Annotated in this window: 18 protein-coding genes; 17 read left to right on the top strand and 1 reads right to left on the bottom strand. The window is 41.7% G+C overall.

Going from position 1 to position 15,359, the window contains the following annotated elements; all coding sequences use genetic code 11:
- The first annotated feature begins 49 nt into the window (after nt 1–49).
- From eutM to NSA47_RS05220, 17 genes are all read left to right on the top strand, one after another.
- Nucleotides 50–346, top strand: a complete 297-nt coding sequence (eutM, locus tag NSA47_RS05300) for an ethanolamine utilization microcompartment protein EutM (RefSeq protein ID WP_257529871.1) — start codon at nt 50–52, stop codon at nt 344–346.
- A gap of 2 nt (nt 347–348) precedes the next feature.
- Entirely contained in the window at nt 349–1,146 is a 798-nt protein-coding gene (gene pduB / locus NSA47_RS05295) for a propanediol utilization microcompartment protein PduB (RefSeq protein ID WP_257529870.1), read from the top strand.
- 17 nt (nt 1,147–1,163) lie between these two features.
- A complete protein-coding gene (locus tag NSA47_RS05290) occupies nt 1,164–2,828 on the top strand; it encodes a propanediol/glycerol family dehydratase large subunit (protein WP_257529869.1) in 1,665 nt (554 codons plus the stop codon).
- A gap of 13 nt (nt 2,829–2,841) precedes the next feature.
- Nucleotides 2,842–3,483 carry a propanediol/glycerol family dehydratase medium subunit gene (locus NSA47_RS05285; protein ID WP_257529868.1) on the top strand — a complete coding sequence of 214 codons (642 nt, stop codon included), beginning with the start codon at nt 2,842–2,844 and terminating at the stop codon, nt 3,481–3,483.
- 14 nt (nt 3,484–3,497) lie between these two features.
- Nucleotides 3,498–4,016, top strand: coding sequence for a diol dehydratase small subunit (locus tag NSA47_RS05280; protein WP_257529867.1), 519 nt, complete (start codon nt 3,498–3,500; stop codon nt 4,014–4,016).
- 15 nt (nt 4,017–4,031) lie between these two features.
- The gene (locus NSA47_RS05275) at nt 4,032–5,834 is read left to right on the top strand and encodes a diol dehydratase reactivase subunit alpha (protein ID WP_257529866.1); all 1,803 of its coding nucleotides are present in this window, start codon (nt 4,032–4,034) and stop codon (nt 5,832–5,834) included.
- Nucleotides 5,835–5,842: 8 nt separating this feature from the next.
- Entirely contained in the window at nt 5,843–6,193 is a 351-nt protein-coding gene (locus NSA47_RS05270) for a glycerol dehydratase reactivase beta/small subunit family protein (protein ID WP_257529865.1), read from the top strand.
- A gap of 11 nt (nt 6,194–6,204) precedes the next feature.
- Nucleotides 6,205–6,756, top strand: a complete 552-nt coding sequence (locus tag NSA47_RS05265) for a BMC domain-containing protein (protein WP_257529864.1) — start codon at nt 6,205–6,207, stop codon at nt 6,754–6,756.
- Between the two features lie 2 nt (nt 6,757–6,758).
- On the top strand, nt 6,759–7,034 hold the full coding sequence (locus tag NSA47_RS05260) for a BMC domain-containing protein (RefSeq protein ID WP_257529863.1): 276 nt from the start codon (nt 6,759–6,761) through the stop codon (nt 7,032–7,034).
- Nucleotides 7,035–7,042: 8 nt separating this feature from the next.
- The gene (gene pduL, locus NSA47_RS05255) at nt 7,043–7,699 is read left to right on the top strand and encodes a phosphate propanoyltransferase (RefSeq protein WP_257529862.1); all 657 of its coding nucleotides are present in this window, start codon (nt 7,043–7,045) and stop codon (nt 7,697–7,699) included.
- An 18-nt stretch (nt 7,700–7,717) separates the two neighbouring features.
- Nucleotides 7,718–8,545, top strand: a complete 828-nt coding sequence (gene eutJ / locus NSA47_RS05250; RefSeq protein WP_257529861.1) for an ethanolamine utilization protein EutJ — start codon at nt 7,718–7,720, stop codon at nt 8,543–8,545.
- A gap of 1 nt (nt 8,546) precedes the next feature.
- On the top strand, nt 8,547–9,281 hold the full coding sequence (locus tag NSA47_RS05245) for a hypothetical protein (protein WP_257529860.1): 735 nt from the start codon (nt 8,547–8,549) through the stop codon (nt 9,279–9,281).
- Nucleotides 9,282–9,658: 377 nt separating this feature from the next.
- Nucleotides 9,659–9,922: a EutN/CcmL family microcompartment protein gene (locus tag NSA47_RS05240; protein WP_257529859.1), complete on the top strand. Its 264-nt coding sequence runs from the start codon at nt 9,659–9,661 to the stop codon at nt 9,920–9,922.
- 11 nt (nt 9,923–9,933) lie between these two features.
- Entirely contained in the window at nt 9,934–10,881 is a 948-nt protein-coding gene (locus tag NSA47_RS05235; protein ID WP_257529858.1) for a cob(I)yrinic acid a,c-diamide adenosyltransferase, read from the top strand.
- A gap of 8 nt (nt 10,882–10,889) precedes the next feature.
- Nucleotides 10,890–12,287, top strand: a complete 1,398-nt coding sequence (locus NSA47_RS05230; protein WP_257529857.1) for an aldehyde dehydrogenase family protein — start codon at nt 10,890–10,892, stop codon at nt 12,285–12,287.
- Between the two features lie 13 nt (nt 12,288–12,300).
- Nucleotides 12,301–13,632 (top strand): 4Fe-4S dicluster domain-containing protein, encoded by a 1,332-nt coding sequence (locus NSA47_RS05225; RefSeq protein WP_257529856.1) that lies wholly within the window; start codon nt 12,301–12,303, stop codon nt 13,630–13,632.
- A 1-nt stretch (nt 13,633) separates the two neighbouring features.
- Entirely contained in the window at nt 13,634–14,185 is a 552-nt protein-coding gene (locus NSA47_RS05220; protein WP_257529855.1) for a BMC domain-containing protein, read from the top strand.
- A gap of 326 nt (nt 14,186–14,511) precedes the next feature.
- Here NSA47_RS05220 and NSA47_RS05215 read toward each other — a convergent pair whose 3' ends face one another.
- On the bottom strand, nt 14,512–15,279 hold the full coding sequence (locus tag NSA47_RS05215; RefSeq protein WP_257529854.1) for a MurR/RpiR family transcriptional regulator: 768 nt from the start codon (nt 15,277–15,279) through the stop codon (nt 14,512–14,514).
- Between the last annotated feature and the right edge of the window lie 80 nt (nt 15,280–15,359).

Raw genomic sequence — 15,359 nt, 5'->3', positions numbered from 1 at the left:
ATGATAACGACTACAACAGGTGAACAAAAATCAAAAAGGGGGTTATACAATGTCCAACGAAGCATTAGGTATGATTGAAACCAGAGGTCTGGTAGGAGCCATAGAAGCTGCTGATGCCATGGTAAAATCAGCCAACGTATCCCTAATTGGATACAACAAAATAGGATCAGGATTAGTGACCGTCATGGTCAGAGGAGATGTAGGGGCTGTAAAGGCAGCTACCGACGCTGGCTGTGCAGCAGCAACAAGAGTGGGAGAAGTAGTCTCTGTTCATGTCATTCCAAGACCTCATACAGATGTGGAAAACATATTACCCACTAGAGTAGAGAATAAAGGAGGCAATTAAAGATGGAAGAAAATTTAATGGAAAAAGTGATGGAAGAAGTATTAAAGCAATTAGGAGACAATAAAGAAACGCCCAAGGGAGAAACAGCCCAACCAAAAGCCAATATCGGCAATCCTGGTCTTACAGAATTTGTAGGTACCGCCATAGGAGAAACTATTGGCCTAGTCATCGCTAATGTTGATCACAACCTGCACGAATTTATGAAATTAGATCCTAAATATAAATCCATTGGTATCATCGGTGGACGAACTGGGGCTGGCCCTCAAATCATGGCTGCAGACGAAGCCGTAAAAGCCACCAATACCGAAATCATTTCCATTGAACTCCCTAGAGATACCCAAGGGGGAGCCGGTCATGGAAACCTTATTTTATTTGGTGCTGAAGACGTATCCGATGCCAAAAGAGCAGTAGAAGTCACTCTAAAAGAATTAGATAGAACCTTTGGAGATGTTTATGGCAATAGTGCTGGGCATATCGAGCTACAATATACCGCTAGAGCTAGTTATGCCTGTAATAAAGCTTGGGGGGCTCCCATAGGAAAGGCCTTTGGCGTTATTGTAGGGGCACCAGCAGCCATAGGGGTTGTCATTGCTGATACCGCAGTAAAGGCAGCCAACGTAGACATCGTAGGCTATGCTTCTCCTTCTACCACCTCCTTTACCAACGAAGTGATTTTATTCATCAGTGGAGATTCAGGAGCCGTCAGGCAAGCAGTTATGGCAGCTAAGGAAGTGGGAGTAAAACTTCTAGAAGCCTTAGGAAACGAACCTGCTCCATCCAATACACAACCATATATTTAAGAATAGGAGGCAAATAAATGAAATCCAAACGTTTTGAAATTCTTGCCAAAAGGCCCGTCAACCAAGACGGATTTGTAAAGGAATGGCCAGAAGTAGGACTGATTGCCATGGACTCTCCTTATGATCCCAAACCCAGCATAAAAATAGAAAAGGGAAAAGTGGTAGAACTGGATGGTAAAAAAAGAGAAGACTTTGACCTTATTGATACCTTTGTGGCAGACTATGCCATTAATTTAGAACATGCAGAGAAAGTAATGAATATGGACTCTCAGCAAATTGCTCACATGTTAGTAGATATCAATGTGCCTAGAGAGGAGCTCATGAAAATCACTCTATCTCTTACTCCAGCCAAGGCGGCTGAAGTATTAGCCCAAATGAATGTACTAGAGCTCATGATGGCGTTAACGAAAATGAGAGCAAGAAAAACCCCCTCAAATCAATGCCATGTCACCAACGTAAAGGATAACCCTGTGCAGATTGCAGCAGATGCGGCAGAATCTGCCCTAAGAGGGTTTGATGAAATGGAAACCACTGTAGCTGTAGTAAGATATGCACCCTTTAATGCCATTTCTTTACTTATCGGAGCTAATGTAGGTAGACCGGGTATCCTTACCCAGTGTGCTGTAGAAGAGGCTACCGAATTAACCCTAGGCATGAAAGGATTTACCGCTTATGCTGAGACGGTTTCTGTCTATGGTACAGAACAAGTATTTATTGATGGAGATGACACGCCTTGGTCTAAGGCCTTTTTAGCCTCTGCCTATGCTTCACGGGGGCTGAAAATGAGATTTACTTCAGGGACTGGTGCAGAAGTTCTCATGGGTTATGCAGAAAAGGGTTCCATGCTTTACCTAGAGTCCCGTTGTATATTTGTAGCCAAGGGGGCAGGAGTACAGGGATTACAAAATGGTTCCATATCCTGTATAGGAGTACCAGGGGCAGTACCTTCTGGAATAAGAGCCGTGTTAGCAGAAAATGTATTGGCTGCCATGTTGGATTTAGAAGTGGCCTCTGGTAATGACCAGACTTTCTCCCACTCTGACATTAGAAGGACAGCTAGAACCCTTATGCAAATGATTCCAGGGACAGACTTCATCTTTTCCGGCTATTCCTCCACTCCTAATTACGATAATATGTTTGCCGGTTCTAACTTTGATGCCGAGGACTATGATGACTACAATATTCTTCAAAGAGATCTTAAAGTTGATGGTGGTTTAAGACCAGTCAAAGAAGAAGAAGTCATCAAAATAAGAAACAAAGCGGCCAAGGTGCTACAGGCTACTTTTAGAGAACTCAATCTACCCCTTATCACGGATGAAGAAGTGGAAGCTGCTACCTATGCCCATGGATCCAAGGATATGCCTGAAAGAAATATGGTAGAGGACATCAAGGCAGCTACGGAGCTCATGAAGGGCAGTATCACAGGTTTAGATATTGTCAAGGCCATTAAAAAATCCGGCTATGATGACGTGGCCGAAACCCTACTGAATATGTTAAAGCTTAGGGTATCCGGAGATCACCTTCATACCTCCGCCATAGTAGACCAAAGCTTTCACGTGCGAAGTGCAGTAAATGATAAGAACGACTATAGAGGTCCTGGTACAGGATACTCCATGAGTGAAGAAAGATGGCAGGAAGTCAAAGATATCGATAACGCTCTTGCTGCCTCTGACTTTGAATAGGAGGGTAGAATAAATGGAAATTAATGAAAAGGTCTTAAAGAGTATTATAGAGGAAGTACTACAAAATCTAAATAAAAAGGATAATGCAGCTCCTTGTATTATAGAGGAAGAAGCTTTAGCCCTAGGGCAAAAGGGTATCGCTCAGTCAGGAAAGAGAAAAGATGAAGTCGTCATTGGTATAGGCCCTGCCTTTGGAGAAGAGCAGACCAAAACCATTACCCAAGTACCCCATAAGGATCTCCTAAGGGAAGTTATGGCAGGAATAGAAGAGGAAGGATTAACCCCTAGGGTAATTAGAGTATATCATACCTCTGATGTAGCCTTTATCGCCCATCATGCCGCTACTTTAAGTGGCTCAGGTATCGGTGTGGGTGTCCAATCCAAGGGGACGACAGTCATTCATTCTAAAGATCTAGCGCCCCTCAGTAATTTAGAACTATTTCCCCAGGCTCCCTTGCTCGATCTAGATACTTATAGAGATATTGGGAGAAACGCTGCAAAATATGCCAAGGGAGAATCCCCCAACCCTGTTCCTACAAAAAATGATCAGATGGCTCGTCCCAAATACCAAGCCATTGCAGCCCTTCTTCATATCAAAGAAACCGAACATGTTGTGAAAAATAAGCCTTCTGAAGAGTTGGAAACGAGTATATAAAGGAGAGGTGAAAGATGATAGATAATAAAGCCCTAGAGCAGATGATCAAAGACGTGATGAAAAATATGCAAGAAGGCAGTAGCTATACAGAGCCTAAGGAAACTCCTAAGGATTTTAGGATGGAAAAAGTCACTGACAAACATTATCCTTTAAGTGAAAAAATGTCTGAAATCATCAAAACCCCCACAGGAAAAACCTTAGACGCCATTACTATGGAGGGAGTATTACAGGAAGATATCTCGGTAAATGATTTAAAAATTGCGCCTGAAACCTTAGAGATGCAGGCCCAAGTGGCAGAGTCTGTAGGTCGGGATAATTTTGCAAAAAACCTTAGAAGAGCATCAGAGTTAATCGCTGTTCCTGATGAAAGAATTCTAGAAATCTATAACGCTTTACGACCCTACAGGTCTACCAAGGCAGAACTCATGGAAATAGCAGATGAGTTGGAAAATAAATATTCCTGTACCATCAACGCTGCTTTTGTACGGGAAGCAGCAGAACTTTATGAGAAAAGAGGAAGACTTAAAGCATAGTACGGGAGGCACACTATGAAAATTATAGCAGGTATAGATATCGGAAATGCCTCAACAGAAACAGCCATAGGAAGATTGCAGGGAGATGGCGGCCTGACCTTCTTGGGTGAAGCCTTAGTAAATACCACAGGAATAAAGGGCACTAAGGATAACCTACCGGGCATTTATAGTTCTCTAAACAAAGCCCTACAGAATGCAAGGCTTCAACTGGAGGATGTGGATCTTATCCGCATCAATGAAGCGGCACCTGTTATAGGGGATGTGGCCATGGAAACCATCACGGAAACCATTATTACAGAGTCTACGATGATCGGTCACAACCCCTCCACACCTGGAGGAATAGGCATAGGGGTAGGGATATCCACTCCTATTGAAGACTTACAAAGTCTAGCCAAAGGGGAAAAGGCCATTGTTCTCATTCCTAAAACCATGGGGTTCAATGAATCCGCCCGACGAATTAATGAAGCCATGGATAGAGGAGTGAATATCCCAGGGGCTATTGCAGAAAATGATGATGGTGTGCTGATCAATAACCGCCTGCAAAAAGTCATTCCCATAGTGGATGAAGTCACTTTATTTGACAACATCCCTAAAAAAATGCTAACTGCTGTTGAGGTTGCCCATGTGGGAAAAGTGGTAGAAGTACTCTCCAATCCCTATGGCATAGCCACACTTTTTGAACTAAATAGTGAAGAAACAAAATTTGTAGTCCCCATAGCTAGAGCTCTTATTGGCAATCGCTCTGCTGTAGTCATCAAAACACCCCAGGGAGATGTAAAGCTACGCAGCATACCCGCTGGTGAAATCACTATAGTGGGGGAGAAAAATTCCAAACAAATCAATGTAGATGATGGAGCAAAGGCTCTTATGACAACCCTAGAGCTCTGTCAGCCGGTACAGGATATTGTGGGAGAGGCCGGCACCAATGCCGGGGGGATGTTAGAAAGAATTCGCCATGTCATGGCCAATCTCACCGACCAAAGACATGGGGATGTAAAGATAAAAGACCTTTTAGCCGTGGATACCATATCTCCTCAAAAAGTGACTGGAGGACTGGCAGGGGAATTTTCTATGGAAAATGCCGTAGGTGTAGCTGCCATGGTCAAGGCGGATAAACTTCAAATGGATCGGATCGCCAAGCTCATGGAAGAAAGGCTCCAAAGGTCGGTGGAAGTAGGGGGAGTAGAGGCAGAGATGGCCATAAAGGGAGCTCTCACTACCCCGGGCGCCGATAAGCCTATTGCCATCTTGGATATGGGAGCAGGTTCCACCGACGCTTCTATGATGACAGGGGAGGGAGAGATAAAGCACATTCACCTAGCTGGGGCGGGAAATATGGTCACCCTCCTCATTCAGACAGAATTGGGATTGGATAGCTTTGAACTAGCCGAGGATATCAAGAAATATCCCCTAGCCAAGGCCGAGAGCCTCTTCCACATCCGCCATGAAGATGGATCGGTAGAATTTTTTCCACAACCCATAGATCCAAAACTCTTTGCTCGGGTCATTATCATCAAAGAAGAAGAGATGGTCCCCATAGACAAAAATCTTTCCATAGAAAAAATTAAATTTGTTCGGAAAAATGCCAAGGAAAAGGTATTTGTCACCAATGCCCTAAGGGCTTTAAGTCAGGTGAGTTTGACGGGAGATATTCGGGGCATAGAACATGTTGTTCTAGTAGGGGGCTCTGCCCTAGACTTTGAAATCCCCCAACTGGTTACCGACGCCCTGTCCCAATATGGAGTAGTGGCAGGTCGGGGCAATATTCGGGGGACCATGGGACCAAGAAATGCCGTTGCTACGGGATTGGTTATATAGGTGATCATATGGAAGATAAAAATAAAAAGGTTTGCATAGTCCTATGCATAAACAAAAACATAAAAAGTTTTGAAGCGATTGAAGAGATTACCTACGGGATAGAGGAAGAGGGAATTCCCTTTACAATAATCTTTAAAGAGAAGGATGATGTAAAGGAACTCTGTGAAATAGCCATAAAGGAATCTCAACTAGGGGTAGGTATAGGAGTCGATAGTCAGTATCTTGCAAGTCTTTATCAAGAAAAACTGCCGGAAAACTATCTCCTCTTTACCAGAAACCTACTAGATTCCTTAAAGGCTAGCAGAGACTTAGGGGTCAATGCTGCCCGCTTAGTTAAGGGCGCACCCTTTAGGAGTTGAGGTGGTGAATATTGAATAAATCATTAGGATTAATAGAGCTTAAGGGATTGGCAGCTACGATTGTTGCTGTAGATACCGCCCTAAAATCAGCCTATATAGAACTCCATGGAGTAGAAGCTGCTAGAGGAAATGGCTTTCATACCATAAAGCTAGCAGGGGATGTAGGGGCAGTACAGGCAGCAGTGGATGCCATAATGGGAAATAGGGAAGTAAAGGAGGATGTGATTTCCTACAAAGTCATTCCAAGACCTAGTAGGGAGATCGATCCTTTGATTAGAAATAATGCAAACATTAACAACCGACCAGAAGAAAAAACTTCTTTTGGCCAAGAAAATATTTCAGAGGAAAGGATAGAGGAAATAGAAGAGCAAGAAGAAATAAAACAGGAAGAAGAGTTAGACATTCAAGAGATTCAAGAAGAAACTCAGGAAGCTTTAGAAGAATCAGCAGTTCTTGGGGAAAAAGATACTCCCACCTGTAATCTATGTCTAGATAATGATTGTCCTAGACATAAGGGAGAGCCTCGAAAAAAATGCATTCATTATATTGAAAAGGAGAAATAAAGATGAATAATAACGCATTGGGCTTAATTGAAACCAAAGGTTTAGTAGGAGCTATAGAAGCAGCAGATGCCATGACCAAATCCGCCAACGTAGAATTAGTAGGCTATGAAAAAATAGGTTCTGGATTAGTCACCGTTATGGTCAGAGGGGATGTAGGGGCAGTGAAGGCAGCCGTAGATGCAGGTACCGCAGCTGCCCAAGTGGTAGGAGAAGTGGTATCTACCCACGTTATTCCAAGACCTCATGCTGATGTGGAAATACTTATTCCTAAAAAGTAGGTGGCAACATGAATAGGCAAGACCTAAGAAAAATAGTGGAAGAGGTAGTAAAAAATTATATAGAAGATATCTTACTTGTGCCAGTGGGTGTGTCCAATAGACACATCCACTTAAAACAAGAGGACTTAGAAACCCTCTTTGGTAAAGGCTATCAGTTGACCAGATATAAAGACTTGAAACAACCGGGAGAATTCGCTGCCCAGGAAACTCTAGAAGTCAAAACCCAAAAGGGAAGCCTCAAAAGAGTAAGAATACTAGGCCCCATCAGAAACCATACCCAAGTAGAACTCTCATTAACCGATGGCTATACCTTAGGCATCAATCCTCCCATCAGAGAATCAGGCAATATCCAACACTCGTCTAGCGTGACTTTAGTAGGTCCCAAGGGCGAAGTCATTTTGCCCAAGGGAGCCATAGCCGCCTATCGGCATATTCACATGCCAGAGGATATCGCCCAAAAACATGGGCTTACAAATGGCCAAATCGTTCAAGTAGAAACCACTGGCCCTAGAGCCTTGATCTTCAAAGACGTCATGCTTAGGGTATCAGACAAATACGCCCTAGAGATGCATATCGATGTAGATGAAGCCAATGCAGCCAATCTAAAAAATGGGGATAGAGTAAGGATTAGGGAAATCCTTCCGCCGATACAAAAAACCAAATGAGTTAGAGGAGGCTGGAAGATGGATCTAAAGGAAACCAACAAACAAATCAAAGATTTTGAAACCCTCATCAAAACCCAACAACATCACCCTTATACAGGCGAACTCTATACCGGTGTTGATCTAGGCACATCTTCCATTGTTCTGTGTGTCCTAGACCAAGAAAGCAGGATCATCGCCGGTGCCTTTGAAAGGGCAAAGGTAGTGAAAGACGGAATCATTGTCGATTTTATCGGAGCTATTGAAGTTGTGCGCAGATTAAAGGCTCAACTAGAAAAGCAATTGGGGGTACACCTAATCAAAGCTGCTGGTGCCATACCACCGGGAGTAGCAGAGTCCTCCCAAAAGATAGTTACCAATGTATTAGAAGCCTGTGATTTTCAAGTGGTCAATATGGTAGATGAACCTTCTGCTGCGGCAAAGCTTTTAAAGATTCAAGAAGGAGCAGTGGTGGATATCGGTGGAGGTACCACTGGCATTTCCCAACTCCAAAAGGGAAAAGTAGTCTTCACCCATGACGAGGCCACCGGAGGTCACCACATGAATTTAGTCATATCGGGACGCTACCATGTAGACTATGATCAGGCTGAAAAAATCAAATGTTCCCAGGAGAGAGCCAGGGAAATTCTAGCTACCCTTTTGCCAGTCATAGACAAAATGGCCAATATCGTCAAAAATTCTATTGGCAATAAAGGGGTTAAAGAGATTTATCTCGTAGGTGGAGGATCCCAAATCCAAGGATTTGAACAACACTTCCAAAAAGATTTAGGCCTACCTATCATAAAACCCTACAATCCCATGTTAGTCACTCCCCTAGGCATAGCACTCAGTGCAGTGGAGGGAAATTAAAATGCAACCAACCATAGATATCATCGTCAAAGAAGTGATCAAAAGAATAAAAGCCTTACAGTGTCAAAAGAAAATTCTCTTGGTTTTAAAGGATTCCACAGATTTCTCCACCCTAAGAATTTTAATGAAAAAAATAATAGATAGGAACTATGAATTTGAAGTCCTATCTCTCTTACAAAACAATCAGGAGGAATACCAAGATCCCATTTATAAAAATATGACCAAGCTTAGAAGCACTAAACTTGAGGATCTAAAGGGTAAAGAGTTGATAAAGGATTACCAAGGAATGATCTTATCCAATGTTTCCCTAAGAGAACTGAAAAACATCAAAGATTTAGACTTTGAGGACAGCCTAGGTGGGCTTATCTATGAAACCCTTAAAGCCAATAAGCCTGTCTATTGCCTAAGTGAAGATCTTCAAGATATAAAAAATCCAGGATTGGCCAAAAAAATCAATAGTTTTATGACAGAGCTGAGGGAGATAGGCGTGAGGGTAGTACAACATAATCTATCCATGGAGAATAAAATCAATAAAATTCCTGAGCAACCCCCAAAAAATATACAAGACAAACCCATCTTACATCAAAAATTTATCACCCTAAGGGATATCAAAGGAATGGAATATTCCATAAATCATACCAATAGTAAAGTTATACACATTGCCAAAGATTCAAAGCTCACCATGGAAGCAGAGGATTATATAGATGAGAAGAATATGATTATGAGAAGAATATAGGGATGGAGGATTCTGTCTACCCGGGGTTTACCCATCCAAGGCAGGGATTTCTCTATGTTTTGCTCAGACCGAAGAATAGTGAAAGGTAAGTAAGAATTTAGAGTAATCCCCCGCTGGGACAAAGAACCAAATTAGTTATTGTTTTGAAATAACCATGTAACCTGTTGAGATAGTTGATGGAGATTTTGCTTTGTGAAGAGGCTTAGAGTTTGTAAATAAGCTAGACGGGCGTTTTAAGTCAAGTGTTTGAGCGGGGCGAGTTTTTAACGCTGCCTGGCGTGAATTTACAAACTCTTAACCTCGAAACAAGAGAAAATCGGAATCAAATATCTCAACAGTGTAAGGCATAAATTTATCATAGAGAGCAAGGTGATGAAATGTATTTAGCCGAAGTAAAGGGAAATGTAGTAGCCACCACCAAAAACGAAAAACTTATCGGTAGCAAACTCCTTATCGTGCAACCCATCAATCCAGCATTTGAAAATAATGGTCAGCCCCTGATCGCCGTAGATACTGTGGGTGCCGGCTTTGGAGATAGAGTCATCATCGCCTCTGGGGGATCGGCCCGGACGGTTTTTCAAGATAAAACCCCCATAGATGCGGCTATAGTGGCCATTATTGATTCTCTAGAAATCTATTAGGGGGAAAGAATATGAGTAAAGTCTATACAAGGACAGGAGACAAGGGAGATACCAGCCTCTTTGGAGGTGCTAGAGTAAAAAAATCCTCCCAAAGAGTTCATGCTTATGGAGCAGTAGATCAAGCTAACTCCGCCATTGGCATAGCCGTCAACTATCTCACCCATAAAACTCTTATCAAGGTGGTTAGAACCATCCAGGAAAAACTCTTTGTAGTAGGGGGAGAACTGGCCTCTGACCCTAAGGGTATAGAACGGCTTAGGGTGAGAATACAAGCAGAGGATGTCAAGTTTTTAGAGGGGATAGTAGATGAGATAGCAAAGAGTTTAGAGGACAAAAACTACTTTGTCCTACCAGGAAAAACTAAAGCCTCGGCTTTTTTACATTCTGCCCGTACCCAAGTACGCTTTGCCGAAAGAGAAATTATCACCCTTATGGAGGAGGAAGAAGTTAATCTATGTATTTTGGAGTTTATCAATAGACTTTCCGATGTTCTTTATGTCCTTAGTCGATATGAAGATGAAGTAGTTCCATGTTTGGAGGACCCAGGAGAGAGAAAAACCCTAAATACCAAAAGGGTAGATGTCATCATGGAGACTTGCATTCAAAAGGCAAAGGAAATTAAAGTCCCTATGGTGATCACTGTAGTGGATGCAGGGGGGAATATTCTACAACTACGAAGAATGGATGGAGCAATCTTAGGGAGCATTGATATTGCCCAAAATAAAGCCTTTACCGCTCTAGCCTTTCAAGCCCCTACAGAAGACCTAGGGAAAAAGAGCCAGCCAGGGCAAGAACTTTATGGTCTAGAGACGACCAATCAGGGCAAAGTGGTCACCTTTGCCGGTGGTATCCCCCTAAAGATTCAGGGAAGAATAGTGGGCGCCCTAGGAGTAAGCGGAGGGACAGTAGAAGAAGATAAAATAGTTTGCCTAGCGGGAAGCAAAATCTTAAGAGAATGAGGTGAATTATGACTATTCAACATATAGATATGGATCAGATTGTACAATTGGTACAGGAAAAAATAAATGCCTTAGAGAATACCCAAAATCAAAAGCCTATGGGTGTTTTTGAAAACCCTGATGAAGCCATTGAAGCAGCCTATAGAGCCCAAAGAGAATATTTTGAATTATCCATGGAGGACAGAAAGAAAATTACTGACTCCATCAAAAATCATCTATCCCACTATGTGGAAGAACTTTCCCTAAGGACAGTAGAGGAAACCGGCATGGGAAGGATAGAGGATAAAATGATTAAAAATCGCTTAGCCATTGACAAGACTCCATCAGTAGAAGATCTACGCTCAGGGGTATTTACCGGAGATGATGGACTCACTTTGTTAGAGTTATCTCCCTTTGGAGTCATCGGGGCCATTACCCCCTCTACCAATCCCACTGAGACAGTGATTTGCAATACTATAGGTATGGTGGCAGCGGGGAATGCTGTAGTTTTCTCACCCCATCCCGGAGCCTATAGGGTCACCAATAGGACTGTAGAATTGATCAACCAAGCTATAGAAAAAGTAGGAGGACCTAAAAACCTAGTGGTTACCGTGGATAATCCTTCTCTAGAGAAGGCCAATAGGTTGATGAAACATGAGAAAATATCCCTTCTCTGCGCCACCGGAGGTCCTGGAGTAGTAAAGTCAGTACTCTCTTCTGGGAAAAAAGCCATTGGAGCAGGGGCAGGGAATCCTCCCGTATTAGTAGATAAATCCGCCGATATAGAAAAAGCGGCAAAGGATATTGTAAATGGAGCAAGCTTTGACAATAATCTGCCCTGTATTGCTGAAAAAGAAGGGATTATAGAGGATGAAATCTTTGACTACTTGGTGTTCAACATGAAAAACCATGGTGCCTATGAAATCAAGGATCAAGAAACCATGGACAGACTGGAAAAATTACTCGTCAATGAAAAAGGTCATCCCAATAAAGAGTTTATTGGCAAAGACGTCAAAGTCATCCTAGAGGCAATAGGCATTCAGGTAGAGGACAGCATTAGACTCCTGATCATGGAAACCTCCAAGGACCACCCCTTTGTACAAACCGAGCTTATGATGCCAGTACTTCCTTTGGTACGAGTGCAAAGTGCAGAGGAAGGCATCAAATTGGCCTGCGAGGTAGAACATGGTTTTCGTCATACGGCTATATGCCATTCTAAAAATATTGATGTACTGACAGAAATGGGGCATAGAATACAAACCACCATCTTTGTGAAAAATGGACCCTCCTATGCAGGTATTGGAGTGGGGGGAGAAGGCTATACTACTTTCACCATTGCAGGCCCTACAGGAGAAGGCTTGACCTCTGCCAGTACTTTTACCCGAAGGAGAAGGTGTTCTCTGATCGGTGGTTTTACCATTAGATAAAGGAGGGGAGGAATTGAGTGAATTTATTGAGAAAATCAAAAGTGCAGGCATAGTGGGAGCGGGAGGAGCAGGCTTCCCTACCCATGTCAAGCTAGATGCCCAAGCAGAATATGTATTGGTCAATGGAGCAGAATGTGAACCTCTCCTTCGGGTGGACCAAATCCTCATGGCCAAGGAAACAGACAAGATTTTAAAAGCCTTAGACAGATGTGTAGAAGAAGTAGGAGCTAAGGAAGGCGTTATTGCCCTTAAAGAAAAATACACAGAAGCCATAGAAGAAATCAAAAAAAGATTACCTGTCTATCCCAAACTTAGAATCCATCTTCTGAAAAATGTCTACCCCGCTGGAGACGAACAGTATATTGTAGAAGATGTTACCAAAAGAATCGTGCCTGAGGGGGGCATCCCCCTTATGGTAGGCTGTATTGTTATTAACGTAGAAACTTTGCTTAATATAAGTCATGCCCTAGAGGATAAGCCCTTAACCGAAAAATACTTAACCATCACCGGCCATGTGCGAAAGCCCACCACTCTTAAAGTCCCTTTGGGTATATCGGTAAGGGAAGCCATAGAATTGGCAGGAGGAACAGACTTAGAAGAATTCAAAGTCATAGATGGAGGCCCTATGATGGGGAAAATCCTTTACTCTATTGACATACCCATCAAGAAAACTTCTAAGGGATATATCGTCCTACCCAAGGACCATGGACTCATAACATCTAAAGAAAAGACCATAGCTACCCAGCTAAAAGAAGCCAAAACCAGCTGTTGCCATTGTGATCTCTGCACGGATGTGTGTCCAAGATACCTCTTAGGGCACAATCTTCATCCCAGTAAAATCATGAGAATTGCCAGCTATGGCAATATGGGAGATAGCCATAGCAGAGTAGATGAAGTCTTTCTCTGCTGCGAATGTGGTCTTTGCGAGCAGGCCTGTATTATGAACTTACAACCCTGGAAAGTCAATATCTTTCTAAAGGCCCAACTCACTCAACAGGGAATAAAAAATACTAATCATAGGGCAGAATTAGAAACCCATCCTTTTAAAGAATACAGAGAATTTCCAGCAAAGAAATTGGTATACCGCTTAGATCTACAAGACTATGATCGAGATACAGAGTGGGTAGAAAAAAAGGATGGCTTTAGCCAAGTGATCATTGGAAATAAACAACATATCGGCGTCCCCAGTAACCCAGTAGTAGAAGACGGGGATCATGTTCAAAAAGGAGACCTTCTATTTGAGGCCCAGGATAAAATGGCAGTCAACATGCACGCCAGTATCGAAGGAAGAGTAAAAATTCATCAAAACAAAGTTATCATCACAAGACAAGGAGAGGAGGATTAAAATGAAAAAAGCCATAGGATTATTTGAATTTAAGAGTATAGCCAAGGGTATAGAAGTTACCGACCAAATACTAAAATCCTCCAATGTAAATCTCATTCTATCCAACGCCATTTGTCCAGGGAAGTACATCAGCTTAGTGGCAGGAGAAGTAGCCGCCGTAAAAAACGCCGTAGACTTAGGGAAAACCTTGGGCGGAATATTTAAAATAGAATCTACGCTCATTTCCAACATCCACCCAGAGGTCTTACCTGCCCTTACTGGCACTACAGACTTTAATAAAATTGATAGCATAGGAGTCATAGAAACCATGTCTGCTTTAAATTCTATTCTAGTAGGAGACACAGCCCTAAAATCTTCCAAGGTCCAACTGTTGGAAATCAGGATAGCCCGAGGATTAGGAGGAAAGGGCTTCACCATACTTACCGGTGAAATCTCCTCTGTCAAAAAAGCCATTGCTGCCGTAGAAGATAAATTTGCCCCCCAAGGGGATCTCCTCTGTACCACGGCCATCGCCAATCCCAATAGAGAACTTATAGCTAAATTATTTACTTAATAAACCTCCCGTGACTTTAGTTAGGAGAAGTTGAAAGGAAAGCACTTTATTATTTGATAAAATAGGCATAAAGTAATCACCTTACATTGCCATGCAGAGTGATGAAATAATAATTACTCACTAAGTGGTAATGACATTTTGCCAATCCGATGACTTTTTTTAAGATTATACTATAAGTAGATGGTAAATAAACGGAATTTTAAAAGGTATTTTTAACGGTGTTTATAGGTGAACAGAGGCTCTGTTCACCTATAAACACCGTTTTTTATTGTATAAAAGATATGGGAATTTTATGTATTTCTTACTTTCTAGATTTTTTACCACGGCTAGAGGACTCCATTTTTATATGAATCTACATAAAAACGAAATAGAGCTTCGATAACAATGTGTAGTGTTGAAAAAAAATTATACTCATTGTGAGGATCTCTATCTATGTTTAAGGGGGTAAATTGATAATATAAATTATAGGTAGCTGAAGAGGCTAAATAATTTTTACTTAGTGGTGTTATGGAACAAAAAGGAATATTTTTTAATTTTAATTTAGTAATTTTAGGGGCTAATTCTTTATTTTCTCCACTAAAGGAAATAAAGATAATTAAATCCTCCTCTGTAAAAGTATCGATGATCCAATTTAGCTCGGTAATGGATGGAATAGCTGTAGCAAAGACCTGATAAGCCATAAAATTTCGTACAAAATCCTCAACGGCCTTTCTTTCCCCCCAATCTGTCCCATAGATAAAAATCCTTTTGGCCAAAAAAATGGCTTGGCATAAGGGTTTCATATCAGTCTGCCTGATGAGGGATAATGTTTCTTCAATATCTTTTGCTAACAGAGACAGATTGTTCTTAGAGGTTTTAGGGATTTTTATTTCTTGCTGCTGCTTTAGGTAATATTTAAATTCAGCATATCCAGAAAAACCTAGTTTTTTCATGATTCTAATAATTGTTGCATTGGAGGTATGGGCTTCTTTAGCCAAATCTCTGACACTCATTTTAATAATAGCATTTTTATTTTGAAGAATATATGAAAGTATGTCCATATCTACCGGTGAAAAACCTTCCTTACAATTATTGATTAATTGTTCAAGCTTCATAGACTCTCCCACCTTGTTTTTTTCTATAGAATAACATAGATTTTAGATTGTCACAAAACAAATTTCACTTTTTGGAACAA

Source organism: Irregularibacter muris, assembly GCF_024622505.1.
GTDB classification, from domain to species: Bacteria; Bacillota; Clostridia; order Eubacteriales; family Garciellaceae; genus Irregularibacter; species Irregularibacter muris.
The sequence above is the reverse complement of the archived record's forward strand: the minus strand, read 5'-3'. Positions and strand labels throughout refer to the sequence as shown.